Genomic DNA, 16,223 nt, shown 5'->3' on the forward strand with positions numbered 1-16,223 from the left:
TGTGATGCGGATCTTGTTTTGCTGCGAGTTCTATTTCCCGAGCGTCGGCGGGGTGCAGGAAGTCATGCGCCATCTCGCGGAGCGGCTGGTGCAGCGCGGCCATCACGTGACCGTGGCCACGACGCGGCTGGCCGAGCGCGACTTCACCTCGCACAACGGCGTGGAGATCGTCGAGTTCGGCGTGACGGGCAACGCGGTGCGCGGCATTCACGGCGAGGCGGATCGCTATCGCGACTACGTGAAGGCATTCGACGGGGATGCCATCATGATCAAGGCCGCGCAGCAATGGACGTTCGATGCGCTGTGGCCCGTGCTCGACGAGATCCGGACGCGCAAGGTCTTCATTCCCTGCGGTTTCTCCGGGCTGTATGAGCCGACTTACGCGGGGTACTTCGACGCGCTGCCGGACGTGCTGCGCAAGTTCGACCATCTGATCTTCTACGCGGAACGATATCGCGATATCGACTTCGCGCGAAAGCACGGCCTCACGGACTGGACCATCCTGCCCAACGGCGCGTGCGAGTCGGAATTCTCGGTGCGGACGGATCCCGCGTTCCGCCGCCGGCACGCGATCGCGGACGACAGCTTCGTGTTCCTGACCGTCGGCAGCATCACGGGCGTCAAGGGGCATAAGGAAATCGCCGAAGCGTTCGCGCGGCTGCAGAACGGCAGCCGCAAGGTCACGCTCATCCTCAACGGCAATCCGCCCCCGGCACCCGCGGTAGTGGTTACGCAGAATGTCGTTGCGCAAGCCCGTGCGGGCAAGGTGATGGGCGCGCTGGGCCGTCGCGTTCGCCGCGTTTCCGGTCTGGCATGGCGTTCGTTCGGCGTGCTCAGGCGCGAGGGCATGACGGGCGTGCGCTCGCGCGTGTATGCGCTGGCCGCCGCGCAGATGGACGCCGCGAACCTGAACTGGCTGCCGCACCGCATGCGCAAGGCCGCCGACCCGATCGGCTACTGGGTGGACCGCGCGGTCCGCCAGCCGCGCAAGCAGGTGCTGCAGGTGAACCTCGGCCGCCAGGAACTGGTGCAGGCCTACAAGAATGCAGACCTGTTCGTGTTTGCCTCGAACATCGAGTACTCGCCGCTGGTGCTGTTCGAAGCCGCTGCGGCGGGCACGCCTTTCCTGTCGGTGCCGGTCGGCAACGCCGACGAGATCGCGCGATGGACCGGCGCAGGCGTCATTTGCCCGGCACCGAAGGACGATCGCGGCTACACGCGCGCCGACCCCGCGCGATTCGCGGCCGAGATGAAGCGGCTCATGGAGTCGCCGGCCGTGCTCGATTCGCTCGGCCGCGTCGCGCGCGGCCGCTGGGAGGAACAGTTCACGTGGGCGCGGATCGCCGATCGCTATGAGGCGATCCTGCGCGGAGACGCCGTGGCCTCCGTGACGGACACGATGGCGGAGCCGACCGGCAGCTGAGGCGCTGTCGGCATGAGATAAAGACGCTGGCTTTTGGAGGGTAGATCTACGATGCGTTGTTGCGTGATTGGCGGGGCCGGTTTTATCGGCACGTATCTCGTTGCGGAACTGCTGGCGACGGGCCGCGAAGTCCTCGTGCTGGGCCGCCGCGCGGAACGGCCGGCGTCCCTGCCGGCCGGGGCGGCGTATGTTTCGGTGGGGCAGGACGTTGCCGACTGGGCGCCGTACATCGCCGGTGCCGAGGAGATCGTCGATCTCGCATATGCCACCGTGCCGCAGACCAGCTTCGCCGATCCCGTCTACGACATCCTTGCCAATCTTCCGCCGACCGTCGCGCTGCTGCAGGCGGCACGATCGCTGCCGCTTCGCAAGATGGTGGTCGTGTCGTCGGGCGGCACCGTCTACGGGCACGCGGACACGCTGCCGATCGTCGAGAGCGTGCAGACCAATCCGGTCTCGCCGTATGGCATCACCAAGCTCACCCAGGAGAAATACGCGCTGATGTTCCACCGGCTGCATGGCACGCCGGTCAGCATCGTGCGTCCCGCCAATGCCTATGGCGCGGGCCAGCGCGCCTTCACGGGCCAGGGCTTCATCGCGACCGCGATGGGCGCGATCCTCAAGGGCGACGAGGTCACGGTCTTCGGCGAGTCCGGCACCGTGCGCGACTACATCCATGTGGCCGACGTCGCGCGTGGCATCCTCGCGGTGCTGGAGCGTGGCGATGCCGGCGAAGTCTACAACCTGGGCTCCGGCATCGGCCGCAACAACCGCGAGGTGCTGGAGGCGATCGCGCCGCTGGCGGCGCGGCATGACTTGTCCGTTCGCGTCCGCGTGGCGCCCGCGCGCGAGTTCGACGTACGCGCGAACATCCTCGACAGCGGCAAGCTGCAGGCCTGCTCGGGATGGCAGCCGACGGAGGATTTCCATGCCGGCCTGTCGTCGATGTGGGCGGCGATTGCCGGCGAGATGGGCGGCATGACGGCGAGCGTCAATCCGGGCATCGATCCGGCGACCGACAAGGGCGGACACGCATGACGGCTGCCGGTCACGCCCCCATCGCCGCCTCGGTCGCACCGACGATCGCAGCAACGGTCGCCCCAACGATCGCCCCAACGATCGCCCCGTCGGCGCCCGCCATCAGCATCCTGCTGCCGGCGTGGAATGCCGAGCAGACGCTGGGCGTGGCGCTTTGCTCGTTGCTCTCGCAAACGTACACGGATTTCGAGATCCTGCTGCTCGACGACGGCTCGACGGACGGCACGGTGGGCGTTGCCGAAGCATTCGCCGACGCCCGGCTGCGCGTCATCAGCGATGGCCGGCGCATGGGACTGGCGCGGCGGCTGAACCTTGGCATCGAACAGGCGCGCGGCCGCTATATCGCGCGCATGGACGCCGATGACGTCAGTTTTCCCGAGCGTTTCGCGCGGCAGGTGGCGTTTCTCGACACCCATCCGCAGATCGATCTCGTGGGATGCCGCGCGGTAGCCTTTCGCAGCGATGACGAGATCCTCGGCATGCTGCCGTTTGCCGGTACGCACGAGGCGATGTGCGCGCGTCCATGGCGCGGCATTCCGTTACCGCATCCGGGATGGATGGGACGGCGCGAATGGTTTGTCCGCCATCGTTACGGCCTGCCGGAAGTCATGCGCGCGGAAGATCAGGAACTGCTGCTGCGCACGCACAAGACCAGCCGCTTCGCCTGCCTCGACGAGGTGCTGCTCGGCTACCGCCAGGGCCAGTTCAACCTGCGCAAGACGCTGCTCGCGCGCCGTTGCCTGCTGGCGGCGCAGATGAAGTATTTCCTGAAGGAGGGGGAGGTGGGCTATGCCGCCGCCGCGCTCGCCCTGACTGCGGCGCGCGTCGCGGTCGACGTGCTCGCCGCGTTGCCTCGCGCGGACCGGCTGTACTTCGTGCGCATGTCCGAATGCGCGCCCTTGGAAGCCGTGCAGACGCTGCACCACAGCCTGCGGTCCTGCGCCGCAGCGGCCCGCACCTGAGCGGCCGTCGTCAGCGCGCGGCGGAGAGTTTTCGGGCCATCGCGCTGCCGAGGCGCGAGAACACGGCCTTCACACGGCCGCCGACATACCACCCAAGCATCATCGCCGCGTTGCATCGCGCATCGGCCTGCCTCAGCGCCGCGCGGTTGCGCAGCAGAAAGCGCGCGGTGTTGTAGAGCGCGTAGCTTTCATAGGACAGCCGTCCGCGGCCTCGCGCGCCGCCCGTGGCCTGCGACGGCGGCAGATTGATCTGCACGGCGCGCGGCTCATAGACGATCTTCATGCCACGCGCGCGGCTACGCACGAGGAAATCCGTTTCCTCGCGATAACAGTTGCCGATATAACCGGTGTCGAAATCGATGGCCTTCGCGGCATCGGTACGAATCAGAAACGAGGCGTGGCAGACGGGTACCTCGATCGGGACCGGCGCCGCCGCCGCGAAATCAAACTCCAGACGGTCCAGCCGCACCACTTCGTCCGCCGTGCGCACGGGCTTGCGCCGTGCCATGACGTCGGCATCGGTGTCCTTGTCGTCCCGCAGATAGAGCGCCGACGCACCGACGATGTCGCTCGACGTTTCCTTCATCGTCTGCAGCAGGCGCGCCATGGCGCCGGGGAGCAGGATGGAATCGTCGTCGCCGAAGTACACATACGGCGTCTGCGCCAGCGCCTTGCCGCGGTTCTTCGACGTCGTCTGCTTGCCATTCACGGCGTTGCGCAGATACGTGATGCGCGGATGGCGCGCCATCAACTGCTTCGCCACCTCGGGCGTGTCGTCGGGCGAGCAGTCGTCCACGAGCACCAGTTGCGCGACCTCGGGCTGCAGGTAGCTCGCCAGGGTCTGTGCCAGCAGGTGGGCGCGCTTGTAAGTCGGGACGACGACCGTCACCTCAGGCAGGCTGTCGGACATGGATCTTGGCGATGAGGTAGACGACGCCCGCGAACAGCAGCGACTTGCATAGCGGTACGACGAAGAACAGTTGATTCTCGCGTGGAATCAGCAGCAGGAAAGGCAGCGTCGCGGCCAGGACGAACAGGCCGAGCGGCGCCGCCTTGGCAAAGCGGTAAAGCAGCTTCAGCACGCCGCCGCTGAACAGGCCCGCGATCAGCGGCCCCAGCCCGGACAGGTACAGCATCGATTCCGCGACGGCGGAGCCGCCCATGCCCTTGCCGTTCAAATACATCTCGGCATCGACGATGAACGAGACACGGTGCGCGAGGCTCACCGTCTGTTTGGCGGACTCCAGCGTCTGGCCCGAGGTCAGCTCGCCCGTCATGCGGTGATAGCCGTCGATGAAGATGGCGAACGTCGACTGCAGGCCGTCGATGAACGTGAACTGCGCGGCGTGCTTGAGCGTGGATACCAGGAAAATCAGGCTCACGCCCTGTCCGTAAAAGAAGCCGAACAGCGTCTCGAACGGATCGGACGACACGGCCTTGGCGATCGGCATGCCGATCCGCACACGGCCGACGATGTCCGCCAGCAGGGCCATGCACACGACCGCGAACGCGGCTTTCGCCCACGACACGCGCAGCTGCTGCGTGGTCACGAGCAGCCAGGTCAGGCCGAGGATCTGGGCCATGGGAATGCCGCGCGCGCCCTTGAACATGTCCAGCGCGCAGAGCAGGATGCCCACGGCGTAGCCCGCCAGCGCGGGACGCAGCCGCGGCCGCGACGCGAGGTAGGCGAACACGCAGAAGATGAGCAGGCCGCCGAGGGCGTAGGGAATGCCGCTCGGGCCGCCGTACTTGTACATCGCGAGGTAATCGCCGCTGCGCCACGTATTCACGTTGACGTACAGGCGGTACAGCGTGAACGGCAGGAGCGCGAGGCCGACGCGCAGCGCGATGATGCCGAGGTAGGGATCGTCGCGCGCGGGCAAATCGCCGAGCCGGCCCGCGGCCAGCACGATGCCGCACAGGAACAGGCAGACCGCGGCCAGCGCCTGGGCGATTAGCGCATCTTCCATCGGGCCCATCAGGAACCAGTCGCCGTAGCGATAATCGGCCCAGCCGAAGAAGTAAGTAATCAGGAACCGGCTGAGCAGAAACAGCGTGGTGGTAAGGACGAGCAGCAGGGCAGGGTTGAAGCGTCGCGAGGACGACTGCCCCGCGCGATGCAGGCAGATGAAGAAGGTCAGCGCGGTCAGTGGGGCCTGCCATTCGAGCTGGCCGAATGCGCCACTGATCAGGTTGGCAATTGCAAGTGCCAATGTTGCCGTAAAGGAAAGGCTAGGCATCACGGGCTCCAAGGAACAACATGAAAGCGATAATCAGCAGAATCAGATTCGCGACGGTGTAGGCAATCGGTGCGCCGGCCAGTCCGGCGACGCGCGTCAACAGGAAAGTGGCGATCACGAACGATGCCGAAAATATCGATTCGAGGGCCCACGAATAACGCAAATTCCGTTGATAAATGAAGAATGCGACGAATGGCATGGCGAGGCATTTGATTGCATCGCCAAGCAATTCGATCCAGAGCAGCGGTGCGATCGGCGTGAACTGGTCGGAATACAGCAAATGCACGATGCGGTCGGCGCCGAACGCGAGCGTCACCAGTCCTACCGCGCCACCGCATGCCACCAGCAGCGCGTAGGCGGGCAGCCGGCCCATGAGTGTACGGTGTGGCGCCTCGCTTCGGAACACCTCCGGAAGGATGACAAACCCGACGACGGCCTGCGCCATGGCCATCACCGCATCGGAGATCCGGAACATGCCTTGCCACAGGCCCGCGGCGTCGGGGCCGAGCTGCGCGGCGATGATCTCGCGGACGGCGATGACCGATGCCGTGCCGACGACGGCGGGCGCCAGCGCGATGGCGACGTAAGGCGCGAGCGAGCGGGCGGCCGCGAACGCTTCGCGGCCGGGCACCAGTCCGCCGAACCAGCGCGTGCGCGTGGCGGCGGCCACGGTGAGCCAGACCACGAGCGTCGCGCCGAAGCCAGCGACGAGCGCATGCACGGCGCTGCGGACCGATCCGTTCTCCACGAACATCCAGTAGCTCGCAAGCGCGAACAGTCCGGAGAGCGCCACGACCATCGCGTTCAGGCGCGAGCGCCCCTGCGAGAGCAGCGTCGCCTGGATATGCAGGGCCAGCGCGGCCATGGCGGCAAGTACGAGCGCCGCCAGCGGGGTCATCCACACCGCGCCGCTTACCAGGTCCAGTTCGCGGAAGCCTGCATGCCAGATGGCGATCAGCACGGGCATGCCTATCACGAACAGCATGCCGCCCGCGAGCCAGGCCGCGCGCGCGTGGGAGGTCTGTCCCGGCGTGGACAGCCGGGCGATGAGGCCCTGGCTGATGCCGCCGTTCGAGAACGTGGTGTAGAGCGTGGCGAGACTGAACACGTTCCCCCAGGCCCCGAAGGCGGCGGGGCCAAGTTGCGTGGACAGAATCTTGTTGGCGGCCAGGCCGCAGAACAACTTGAGAAGAACGCCCAGACCCGAGATCAGCGCGTTCAATGCCATGGAGGCGAGGTCAGTGTCTGGACGGGGGCGGAAACACGTGCCACGAGGCGCGATGCCATCGTGGTACAGAAGAAGCTCGCGAGGAAGAACGTCGCCGTGATTTTGCCGAAGCCCTCCAGCTTCCGCATGATGAACCAGACGGAGCGCGCGGAGCGGACCTTGTTCGACGAGAACGAGCGCTTGCGCACGCGATACCACGCGAGGGCTTTCGGCAGCCGTTCACCGCGCAGGCCGCCTTTGATCAGGATCGCCCATGCCGCGAAGTCCTCGGCCACCAGGCCGGGCGGCATCGCCGGAAATACGCCGTTGCCCGCGATATTGCGCTTGAGCATGACCGCGAGGCACCCCACGCCGCGCCGGGCATTGTGCGTAAACAGCGTCAGGCGCTTCGGGCCCCGAATACGGGAAATCGGGCGGCCGCTGCCGTCCTCGAACGGAATGTAGTCGTGGTAGCTGAAGTCGAGCGCGTGATCGCGCATGAAGCCGACCTGCTGCTCGAGCTTGCTCGTGTCCCAGATGTCGTCGGCGTCCAGAAACGCCACGAAGTCGCCGCGCGCCGCCGCGATACCGATATTGCGGGCACGCGCGGGGCCATATGCGGTCGGATTTGTGATGATGCGAATGCGCGCGTCGGATGCCGCAAGGCGGGCGAGTACCTCGGCGGTCTCGCCATTCGAGCCATCGTCGATGAGAATCCATTCATAATCGGCGAGACTCTGCTGCAGGATCGAATTGGCAGTCGCGCCAATATATTTCCCGTCGTTATGAACTGGTGTAATGATGCTCACCAGTGGTTTCGCGCTCGTAGTAATCATTGTGCGAAAAGTAGCATTTCCAGCCGCCGAGTCTGCGATGCCTGCGAGTATAAGGCATTGAATGCGGCCAACGCGATACGGCCGAGTGACGCCAGATCCTGGGTTTGTAAGATTCTGTGAAGCGCCTGCGCCATCTCCTCTTCGCTTTTCACGACGGTAATGGCCGCGCGATACCGTTCGTCCGATAAAGCCGATTCATACCCCACGGCCGCATTTGGCATGCACACCACGGGAATACCGAACGACAACGCTTCGGCCACTTTCGTCTTCATGCCGCTGCCCCAGCTTACGGGCGCGGCATAAAGACTTGCCTGCGCGAAGGTCGCCGTCATGGTGGCCGGCGATGGCGTGTCGACGATACGAAGCCCGGGGTAGGGCGCCGCCATCTCGGCCGCACGCGCGCCGGCCACGACGAATTCCACGGGCTCCACCGCCGTTTCACGGATCTCCCGATACCGGGCCGCCACGCCGGCAAAATGGCGCAAGGCCGTCTGGTTCGGCGCGAAGCCGAAGTGGGCCGTAAACAGGACCTGAGGCGGGCCGCCTGGCTGCGCGGCGGAAGTATCGCCGGCAGCGAGCGAAATCGGCAGCACGCCGGTCCGGGCCGGCTGCCCGAAATGCTGCGCGAACAGGGTGCGGTCCGCCTCGGTGATGAAGGTCATGAAGTCGGCGGTACGGCTCGGCGCTTCCGCGCGGCAAATCAGCCGGTAGTCGACCGCCTGGCTTACTTGCCGTAACACATTGCCGCCGCGATGCTGGCGCTGCAGCTCGGACTCGACGTTATCGCTAAGGATCCCATACGTCTTGCCCGGCACACGCCGCCGGATCATGTCCATCAACAGGCCGCATCGCGAATTGTGGAACAGCACGACGTCCGCCTCGCGCGCATGCCGGAGCAGCAGCGGCAGATAAGTGATCAGATACGTCGGATACAGCCGCGCCCGCGCGAGCAGATCGCGCGGCTTGTTCTTGCGGAGATACACCGTCCGGCAGTGCGCGGGCGGCGTGAAGGCTTGTTCGGCGCCCGGACCGGTGCCCATGTCCTTGCTGACGATGGTCACGCCTGTCACACCCCGCACGGCACAGATCGCGCCCGCCAGCGAGCGCAGGTAGAGTCCGCCACCGGACAGCTCCTGCAGTCCGTTGGGCGATATCAGCAAGACTTTCACGAGTTTCCGATCGGGAGCAGCGCGCGAACCTGGTCGCAGAATCGCTGGGTGGAAAAGAATTCGGCGATGAACGCATGCATCGCCGGCGGGTCGTTCTGCGCCCGCATCCGGTCGAGAATCCCGGGAGCTTGCGCGAAAAACGCCGACTTGTCTGTCGGTAGTTCGCTGACCCACGGCACGTTCTGCCGGAGGAACACGTCGCAGGCGCCCACCCGCGTGCCCAGCACGCTGACGCCCGAGGCCAGCGCCTCGAGGGTGACGAGCTCGAAGCCTTCGAACAGGGACGGAAAGACGAACACGTCGATCCGATCATAGAAGTCCGACATCCGCTCGGGCGCGAGCCCGCGAAGAACCGTGACGTGGGGCAGGTCGCGCAGCGCTTCCGGAATGTCGCTCATCGTCGCGATCACGAGCCGCACGCCAGGCTGGCCGCCCACCCATCGCGCGATGTCGATCAGGTAGGGCAGGCCCTTCCCGTACTCGAGACGGCCCGCGAAGCCCAGCGTGACGACGTTCCCGGTGAATTTCGCGCGCGGATGGAACATTTCCGCATCGATGCCATTGTGCAATACGACGCATTTGCCGGCCGGAATGCCGTCGTGCGTCACGCACAGGTCCCGCACCGCCTCGGATACGCATACCACGCGGCGCGCGCGGCGCATCGACATGGCCTCGAGACGGGCCAGCAGCCGCATGCCGACGAAGCGGTTGCCGGATTTGGACAATGCACGGATATAACCGGCCGCCGAACCATGCGCAATCACCACGTCCGCGGGAAACAGCGGCGTATACGACGAATTCGAAATTGTAAGGAAACGGTTACCGGATAATCGCTTTGCCCATAACCAGAGCGATGCGGCGATGGGAAAGATAAACTGCGTCAGTCGTTTTCCGCGCAGGAATTGTGGTAGAACCAATGCTTCATCGACGAGTTCGACGCTGGCGCCGTGCCCGGTCAGATCATTCCGAAGCAGGGACACGACGCGTTCCACGCCGCCGGTGTTTTGGACTCCATTACGCGATACGAGATAGATAGGCAAGAGCATGAACGATACTGGCGTCATGCAATTGCGGTTTGCACAACGCCAAAAGCTGGCCCCACTATCGGAGCGTCTTTACGTGAAGTCTAATAACGGTTTGCCGCGGCTCGACGCATGCCTGCCCGGCTGCGGACGGTATGCAAAGCGGCGCGCGCCCCTGGTGGCATGGCCCCGCGGCGGGACCGCCATGACCGCGGGCGCGACACATTCTACGCGAACCACCGGTCCAACCGTCGCGCTAATCCATTCTTGAGTGTTCATGTTCGAACTTTTCTGGCTCCCTGCGATTTCGGCCATGCTTGGCGCCGGCGCTGTCCTGATCCTTCGTCCGCTCGCCACGCGCGGCGGGCTGCTCGACCATCCCGGCGGCCGCAAGCGGCATGCGGGATCGACGCCGCTCGTCGGCGGCATCGCCATCCTGCTGGCGATCTGGATCTCCACCGCGATGTTCGTGCGCGGCTATGACCATTACAACGCGCTCTACGTCGGCCTGACGTTGCTGGCCCTCGTCGGCCTGTTCGACGACCTCAACGGCATTTCGCCGCTCAGCAAGCTGGCTTTCCAGTTCACCGCGGCGATCCTGATGACGTCGTGGGGCGAGGTTTACCTCCATTCGCTCGGCGACCTGCTGAACAAGCGCGACGTCATCCTGTACGCCTGGGGTATTCCCCTCACGCTGCTGGCGATCCTGTCGGTGGTCAACGCCATCAACATGACCGATGGCCTCGACGGCCTGGCGGGCGGCCTGTCGCTGATCGTGTTCGGCTGGTTTGCCTGGCTGGCGCACGAGATCGGCAATCCCGGCGCGTACCGCATCTGCCTGCTGATCTGCGGCGCGATCGTCGGCTTCCTGCTGTTCAACATGCCGAGCCCGCTCCGGCGCCGGCTCGTGTTCCTTGGCGATGCGGGCAGCCTGTTGCTGGGCTATGGCATCGCCTGGTTCGCCGTCGAGTTGTCGCAGAAGGAATATAACCCCGGCGGCCACGTGCCGCCCGCGGTCATGCTGTGGGTCGTGGGCCTGATCCTCGTGGACCTGCTGGCCGTGGTATTGCGCCGCGCGATCCAGGGCAAGAACCCGCTGTCCGCGGACCGGACGCACCTGCATCATCTGTTGCTGCGGATGGGCCTGAACACCACGCAGGCCGTGTGGTTCCTGCTGGTCGGCAACTTCCTGCTCGGCCTGATCGGCGTGGTGGCGTGGAAGCAGGGCGTGCCCGATTCCATCATTTTCGTGGGGTTCCTCGTCTTCACGGGTATCCATTTGCTGATCATGCAGCGCGCCTGGATCGTTATCCGCTGGGTCCGCCGCCTGCGATCGAAGTAATCTCCGCGAACAGCGCCTCCCACTGAGCGACGATCCGCTCGGTCATGTGGGCGGACGCGGTCCGGCGGCCTCCTTCGGCCAGCCGCGCGCGGAGCGCCGCATCGCCGATCGCGCGCAGCAGTCCCCGTGCGAGCGCGGCGGGATCTTCGGGCGGTACGGTGATGGCATTCACGCCGTCCACCAGCAGCGCCCTCGGCCCGGCCTCGCAGGCGCTGGCCACGACGGGCAGCCCGAAGGCCATCGCCTCCAGCAACACCAGCCCGAATCCTTCATACCGCGAGCTGAGGCAGAACACGCCGGCATCGCGATAGGCGGTCTCGATATCCGTGCGTGCGCCGGGCAGCGCGACGCTCGCGGCCATCTGGGCGCGCGCGACCATCTGCTCCAGTGCGGGGCGCTCCGGCCCTTCGCCCACGATCTCGAGACGCCAGTCCGGCGCCTGCCGTATGACCGATTCCCAAGCGCGGAGCAGAATGTCAAAGCCTTTGGCGTCGACGAGCCGGCCGACCGCGAGCACCGTCCGCTTCGCATCCAATGCCGGGGTGGCGGTCGCCAGGTCGGGGAGCGCGAACGGGAGCGGATTCGCAATGGCAGCGATCCGGAACCGATGACGAAGGGCCGCCTGCCAGCGCCGGCGGTCCGGCTCCGTCAGCACGACGACCGCGGCGGCGGTCCGTGCCGCCAGCCGCCGCGCCACGCGCCGCGCCGGTTTGCCGAGATCCTCGTCAAAGTGACAATGCTCCCAGGCCACCCGCCGGGTTCGCGTCCCCAGCAGGGCGGGTAGCGTGAATAGCGTCAGCATCGGATCGACCTCCACGAGCACGTCGATGCCATGCCGGACCATATGGCGGCGGATGCCGCGTACCGTGGCCGCATAGTGGTGCTTGAACGAGGGGCGTGCCGGGAAGAGGGCGCTATGGCGGATCGCCGGATCCAGCGGGAACGCGCTGGCCTCGTCGTACAGGCTCAGGACATGGACTTCGTAACCGCGCGCGGCCAACGCGTTCGCGATGCACGCCGTCACGCGTTCCGCGCCCGCGAGCGCGTTGAGCGTGCCCGTCAGAAAGCAGATAACCGGGCGCCGTGTCACCGCGCGCTCCGCCACGCCACGACCCACAGGCAAAGCCCGGTGAGCACGGTGATAGCGCTCGCCACCGCATAACCGAGGATGGCGCCATGCGCCCCGAACCGCGGGATCGCGAACCAGTCCACGGCGATCGTGGCCACGCACGCGATGCCCCATTTGATCGCGATCCAGCGCGGCCGGCGCAGATGCGCGGCGAGCACCGTCAGGCCGACGTCGGCAAACACCAGCGGCGACACCATCAGCACCAGCTGCAGCAACGAGGTCGCGTCCGCGAACGCCGCGCCGTACAGCCAGTGCACGATCCACGGCGCCATCGCGATGAGCGCGCTCGCGCCGACGACGCCGAGCGCGGTCATGAATACCGTGAGCCGCAACACATGGCGGATGGCGATGCGCGCGTCGCCGCGCGCATACACATACAGGGGCGCGATGCCGCCGGCGAGGATGGTGGCCACGGCCGTGAAATTCTCGACGATCTGGATCGTGGCCGCGTAGGCGGCGAACTCCGCGGTGGGCACATGCGGCCGCAGCAGCAATTGGTCCACGCGGCGCGCCGCCATCATCAGCATGAAGCTCATCCAGAACAGCGCGCCATCATGAAACAGCTGGCGCGTCAGTGCGCCATCGTACGCAGCGCAGCGATGCGGCATGCGCCGGCGGTAATACAGTGCCAGCAGCGCGGCGGTCAGCAGGGCCTCGGCCAGCACGGCCCCCGCATAGGCGCTGGGCGCGTGGACCCCGGCCCAGGCCAGCGCGGCCACGGCCACGGCCTTGAGCATGAGCGAGGCGAGGTTCACGGACACGCCGGGCCAGTTGCGGGTGTGGGCTTGCATCCACGCGATGACGACGCCCGACGGCTCGCGCAGCAGGATCGCGAAGCCGAGGATCAGCGCGGGCGCCCAGCTCGGGCCCGCATGCGACGACGCGAGCAGGAACACGCCCACGAGCACGTAGCCGATGCATGCGCCCCACCAACGCAGCCGGAACACGTGCGCCAGCAGCCGGTGCTGCGCCGCCGGATCGGGCTGCGCGATCAGCCGCGGCACCACGACTTCGCCGCCGCAGATCAGCGCGACCGAGGCGCAGATGAACACGACGGACTGCGCGTACTGATACGCCGCGAAGCCGTCGGTGCCAAGCGAACGCGCGAGAATGGCGACGATGCCGAGGCCCACGAGGACCTGCGCCCCGCGGTCGAGCAGCATCAGCCCGACATTGCCCGCTATGCGTCGGCGCATCGGCGAACGGGTCCCGTCCTGGCGCCGCCGGACTGGCTCAGTTGCGCGAACAGCGCGAGCCAGCGGTCGGCTGCCGCGGCGATGCCGAACTGCTTGACGATGCGGTCGCGGCGGACGGCCGCGGCCCTGTCAGCGTTGCCCTCAGCGTTCCCCTCAGCTGTCCCATCAGCGGCGCCATCTTCGTTCGCCTGGCGCAGCGCCGCGGACATCGCGCGGGCCAGTGCTTCCGTATCGCCGATCGGGACGATCGTATCGACGTCGCCCATCAGTTCGGCCACGCCCGGCGCGGCGGTCGCGACGATCGGACGGCCGCACGCCATGGCCTCGCCGATGACCAGCGGCATGCCTTCCACGCGCGACGACAGCACGAACAGATCGGCGGCATTGAGCAGCGCGGGAATGTCGTGACGCATGCCGAGCAGCGTGGCCGAATGTCCCAGGCCGCGTTGCGCGATGCGGGCCGCCAGCGCGCCGCGCTCGGGACCGTCTCCGACGATCAGCAGATGCGCGGGCGCATCGCCCGCCATGCGCGCGAAGGCATCGACGAGCATGGTCTGCGCCTTCTCGGCCGCCAGCCGCCCGATCGTCACGATCAGGCGGGTCTCGCCGCCATACCCGAGTTGCGCCCGCGTGCGGGCACGCAGCGCGGGGTCGGGGCGGAACTTCTCGGTGTCGATGCCGTTGAACATCACGCGCACACGGTCCGCGGTGACCGCGCCCGCGCGGATCATCTCGGCGCGGCTCGCCTCGCTGACCTGCGTGGTCAGCGTGCACCAGCGGTTCGTCAGCCGATAGAGCAGCATGCGGTGCCGGCCGCCTTCGGAGAAACTGTGCGCCGCGCAAACGAGCGGCGGCAGCGGCGCGATCCGCGACAGAATCCGCGCGAACAGATTCGCGTGGAACATGTGCGCGTTGACGATGTCCGGGCGCCATTGCCGCGCGAACCGCCGCGCGGCGAACAGCGCCTGGGCCATCGACAGCGGATTCTTGTGGAGATCGAGCATCAGCCGCTCCACCGCGTCGGGCAGCGGCACTTCGCAGTCGGGGGTCAGGCTGATCAGCGCGACCTGATGGCCACGCGCGAGATACTCACGGGCGAGCGCGGCCACCTGTTGCTCCGCACCGCCCATGCGCAGGCCCGTGGTGACCAGCAGGATGCGCAGCGGCGGAGGCTCGGCCGGAGAAGATGCCGGAAGGGGAGCCTTCCCGTTCAACGCGCACCGTAGCCGGTTAGCAGCGTCCGCAGCGTCTTGATGGCGATCAGCAGATCCAGCGCGAACGAGCAGTGCTTGACGTAATACAGGTCGTACGTGAGCTTGGTAACCGTTTCTTCGTGCGTGCCCACATAGCCCTGCTGCACCTGAGCCCAGCCGGACAGCCCCGGACGGACCAGGTGGCGGTACGGGTAGTACGCGATGCTCTGGGAGAACTGCTCGACCATCGGCACCTGCTCCGGACGCGGTCCAATCAGGCTCATGTCGCCGGTCAGCACATTCCATAGTTGCGGAATCTCGTCGAGCCGGTACTTGCGAATGACGCGCCCGACGCGCGTCACGCGCGGATCCTGCCGTTTGGCGAACTGGGCCGGGGCGTCCTCGTCCGTCGTCATGCTGCGGAACTTCAGCATCACGAAGGCGCGGCCGAACAGCCCGACGCGGGTCTGGCGAAACACCGCCGGACCCTTCGACTCCAGCCGGACCGCCAGCGCCACGCACACGCTAAGCGGCAGCGCGAGCGGCGCCAGCGCGATGACCGCGAGGATGTCGAGCAGCCGCTTGAAGAAGCCATAGAAATAATGCTTCGCATAGTCGTCGAGGAAGTTCTCGTCGATATGCGCGAGGCCCACGCGCCCGGTCAGCATTTCGCCGATCCGTTCCACCGAGTACATGCGCACGTGCGACAGCTTGAGTTGCGACAGGCGGCGCGTGCGGTCGGGGTCGGCCGCGGTGTTGCGGTCCACCATCAGCGCATCGACCGCGGTCGCTTCCTGCAGCGAGTGGATATGCTCGAAACGGTGAACGCTGGGCGGCGCGGCGCCTGGCATGTTCAGAATGCGCTCAAGCTGGGCCAGCGTGCTCTCGTCCGAGTAGCCGAACACCGGCACGTAGTTCCGCACGAACATCCGGTAGCCGTACCAGGTCCAGATCAGCGTGGCGACATAGCTCAGCAGCAGCGCCACGCGCGAGTATTCCACGCGCAGCACCGCAAAGCCGGCCAGCAGCACCACGAAGGCGAGCGTGACCGACAGGCCCACGAGGCTGTTGCCTTCGACGGCGGGCAGATGCAGGGATCGCAGCATCAGCGCGCACGCGCACAGGTACGCCACGGCGGACCAGACCAGCGTGCGCGTGAAAAGGCCGGTGACGATACCGGTCTGGCGGAGCGATTCCACACCCAGGATCGCGAGCCCGATGAGAAGCAGGCCAAGGAGCGCCCAGCCCACCATCCGGCTGGCGCGCCGCATGGTTTCTGAGCCCCGGGCACGTACTACATGGTTCGGTCGGGTCGCACTATTGATTTTTGTCATTCGTCGATTCAGCCATACGTCCACGGGCTGCAGGCATGGCGGGAAAGCCGGCGGTTCGGGATTGCAGTTCGCAAGCAGACATTCCGATGCTGTCGGCATGCCGGGGCAACGCGGTATGATGCACTAGCGTGT

General features: G+C 66.5%; 14 protein-coding genes. 4 read left to right on the forward strand and 10 right to left on the reverse strand.

Annotated elements, in window-relative coordinates:
* Positions 1-4: 4 nt before the first annotated feature.
* From KHP16_RS02690 to KHP16_RS02700, 3 genes are all read left to right on the forward strand, one after another.
* Positions 5-1,423: a glycosyltransferase family 4 protein gene (locus KHP16_RS02690; RefSeq protein ID WP_109581913.1), complete on the forward strand. Its 1,419-nt coding sequence runs from the start codon at positions 5-7 to the stop codon at positions 1,421-1,423.
* Between the two features lie 63 nt (positions 1,424-1,486).
* Positions 1,487-2,461 (forward strand): NAD-dependent epimerase/dehydratase family protein, encoded by a 975-nt coding sequence (locus KHP16_RS02695; RefSeq protein ID WP_244214667.1) that lies wholly within the window; start codon positions 1,487-1,489, stop codon positions 2,459-2,461.
* Positions 2,458-3,423, forward strand: a complete 966-nt coding sequence (locus KHP16_RS02700; protein ID WP_109581911.1) for a glycosyltransferase family 2 protein — start codon at positions 2,458-2,460, stop codon at positions 3,421-3,423. Before KHP16_RS02695 ends, KHP16_RS02700 begins: the two co-directional genes overlap by 4 nt.
* A 10-nt stretch (positions 3,424-3,433) precedes the next feature.
* Here the strand turns inward: KHP16_RS02700 and KHP16_RS02705 are convergent, their stop codons facing one another.
* From KHP16_RS02705 to KHP16_RS02730, 6 genes are read right to left on the reverse strand one after another with little or no spacing between them, the layout of a single operon-like run.
* Positions 3,434-4,333 (reverse strand): glycosyltransferase family 2 protein, encoded by a 900-nt coding sequence (locus KHP16_RS02705; RefSeq protein ID WP_211959537.1) that lies wholly within the window; start codon positions 4,331-4,333, stop codon positions 3,434-3,436.
* Positions 4,314-5,663 carry an O-antigen polysaccharide polymerase Wzy gene (wzy, locus tag KHP16_RS02710; RefSeq protein WP_109581909.1) on the reverse strand — a complete coding sequence of 450 codons (1,350 nt, stop codon included), beginning with the start codon at positions 5,661-5,663 and terminating at the stop codon, positions 4,314-4,316. Before wzy ends, KHP16_RS02705 begins: the two co-directional genes overlap by 20 nt.
* Positions 5,656-6,891: an MATE family efflux transporter gene (locus KHP16_RS02715; protein WP_211959538.1), complete on the reverse strand. Its 1,236-nt coding sequence runs from the start codon at positions 6,889-6,891 to the stop codon at positions 5,656-5,658. The genes wzy and KHP16_RS02715 overlap by 8 nt, the downstream gene beginning before the upstream one ends.
* Positions 6,882-7,679 (reverse strand): glycosyltransferase family 2 protein, encoded by a 798-nt coding sequence (locus tag KHP16_RS02720; protein WP_181366113.1) that lies wholly within the window; start codon positions 7,677-7,679, stop codon positions 6,882-6,884. The genes KHP16_RS02715 and KHP16_RS02720 overlap by 10 nt, the downstream gene beginning before the upstream one ends.
* A 23-nt stretch (positions 7,680-7,702) precedes the next feature.
* The gene (locus tag KHP16_RS02725) at positions 7,703-8,875 is read right to left on the reverse strand and encodes a glycosyltransferase (RefSeq protein WP_211959539.1); all 1,173 of its coding nucleotides are present in this window, start codon (positions 8,873-8,875) and stop codon (positions 7,703-7,705) included.
* On the reverse strand, positions 8,872-9,939 hold the full coding sequence (locus tag KHP16_RS02730) for a glycosyltransferase family 4 protein (protein ID WP_342344340.1): 1,068 nt from the start codon (positions 9,937-9,939) through the stop codon (positions 8,872-8,874). Before KHP16_RS02730 ends, KHP16_RS02725 begins: the two co-directional genes overlap by 4 nt.
* 235 nt (positions 9,940-10,174) lie before the next feature.
* Here KHP16_RS02730 and KHP16_RS02735 point away from each other — a divergent pair, with 235 nt between their 5' ends.
* Complete coding sequence (locus tag KHP16_RS02735; RefSeq protein WP_109582759.1) at positions 10,175-11,239, forward strand: MraY family glycosyltransferase; 1,065 nt, start codon at positions 10,175-10,177, stop codon at positions 11,237-11,239.
* On the opposite strand, the gene KHP16_RS02740 is transcribed toward KHP16_RS02735, so the two are convergent.
* From KHP16_RS02740 to KHP16_RS02755, 4 genes are read right to left on the reverse strand one after another with little or no spacing between them, the layout of a single operon-like run.
* The gene (locus KHP16_RS02740) at positions 11,205-12,329 is read right to left on the reverse strand and encodes a glycosyltransferase family 4 protein (protein ID WP_211959541.1); all 1,125 of its coding nucleotides are present in this window, start codon (positions 12,327-12,329) and stop codon (positions 11,205-11,207) included. The two genes, KHP16_RS02735 and KHP16_RS02740, sit on opposite strands and share 35 nt — an antisense overlap.
* Positions 12,326-13,564 carry a lipopolysaccharide biosynthesis protein gene (locus KHP16_RS02745; protein ID WP_109581904.1) on the reverse strand — a complete coding sequence of 413 codons (1,239 nt, stop codon included), beginning with the start codon at positions 13,562-13,564 and terminating at the stop codon, positions 12,326-12,328. The genes KHP16_RS02740 and KHP16_RS02745 overlap by 4 nt, the downstream gene beginning before the upstream one ends.
* A complete protein-coding gene (locus tag KHP16_RS02750) occupies positions 13,549-14,778 on the reverse strand; it encodes a glycosyltransferase (RefSeq protein ID WP_244835623.1) in 1,230 nt (409 codons plus the stop codon). The genes KHP16_RS02745 and KHP16_RS02750 overlap by 16 nt, the downstream gene beginning before the upstream one ends.
* Positions 14,775-16,091: a sugar transferase gene (locus KHP16_RS02755; protein WP_109581903.1), complete on the reverse strand. Its 1,317-nt coding sequence runs from the start codon at positions 16,089-16,091 to the stop codon at positions 14,775-14,777. The genes KHP16_RS02750 and KHP16_RS02755 overlap by 4 nt, the downstream gene beginning before the upstream one ends.
* Between the last annotated feature and the right edge of the window lie 132 nt (positions 16,092-16,223).

Source organism: Cupriavidus plantarum, assembly GCF_905397285.1.
Lineage (GTDB): Bacteria > Pseudomonadota > Gammaproteobacteria > Burkholderiales > Burkholderiaceae > Cupriavidus > Cupriavidus plantarum.

Bases quoted from the DNA above. Each gene is read 5' to 3' on its own strand.
- KHP16_RS02690 (WP_109581913.1), top strand. From the start codon at position 5: ATGCGGATCTTGTTTTGCTGCGAGTTCTATTTCCCGAGCGTCGGCGGG.
- KHP16_RS02700 (WP_109581911.1), top strand. From the start codon at position 2,458: ATGACGGCTGCCGGTCACGCCCCCATCGCCGCCTCGGTCGCACCGACG.
- KHP16_RS02705 (WP_211959537.1), bottom strand. From the start codon at position 4,333: ATGTCCGACAGCCTGCCTGAGGTGACGGTCGTCGTCCCGACTTACAAG.
- wzy (WP_109581909.1), bottom strand. From the start codon at position 5,663: ATGCCTAGCCTTTCCTTTACGGCAACATTGGCACTTGCAATTGCCAAC.
- KHP16_RS02715 (WP_211959538.1), bottom strand. From the start codon at position 6,891: ATGGCATTGAACGCGCTGATCTCGGGTCTGGGCGTTCTTCTCAAGTTG.
- KHP16_RS02730 (WP_342344340.1), bottom strand. From the start codon at position 9,939: ATGACGCCAGTATCGTTCATGCTCTTGCCTATCTATCTCGTATCGCGT.
- KHP16_RS02735 (WP_109582759.1), top strand. From the start codon at position 10,175: ATGTTCGAACTTTTCTGGCTCCCTGCGATTTCGGCCATGCTTGGCGCC.
- KHP16_RS02745 (WP_109581904.1), bottom strand. From the start codon at position 13,564: ATGCGCCGACGCATAGCGGGCAATGTCGGGCTGATGCTGCTCGACCGC.
- KHP16_RS02755 (WP_109581903.1), bottom strand. From the start codon at position 16,091: ATGACAAAAATCAATAGTGCGACCCGACCGAACCATGTAGTACGTGCC.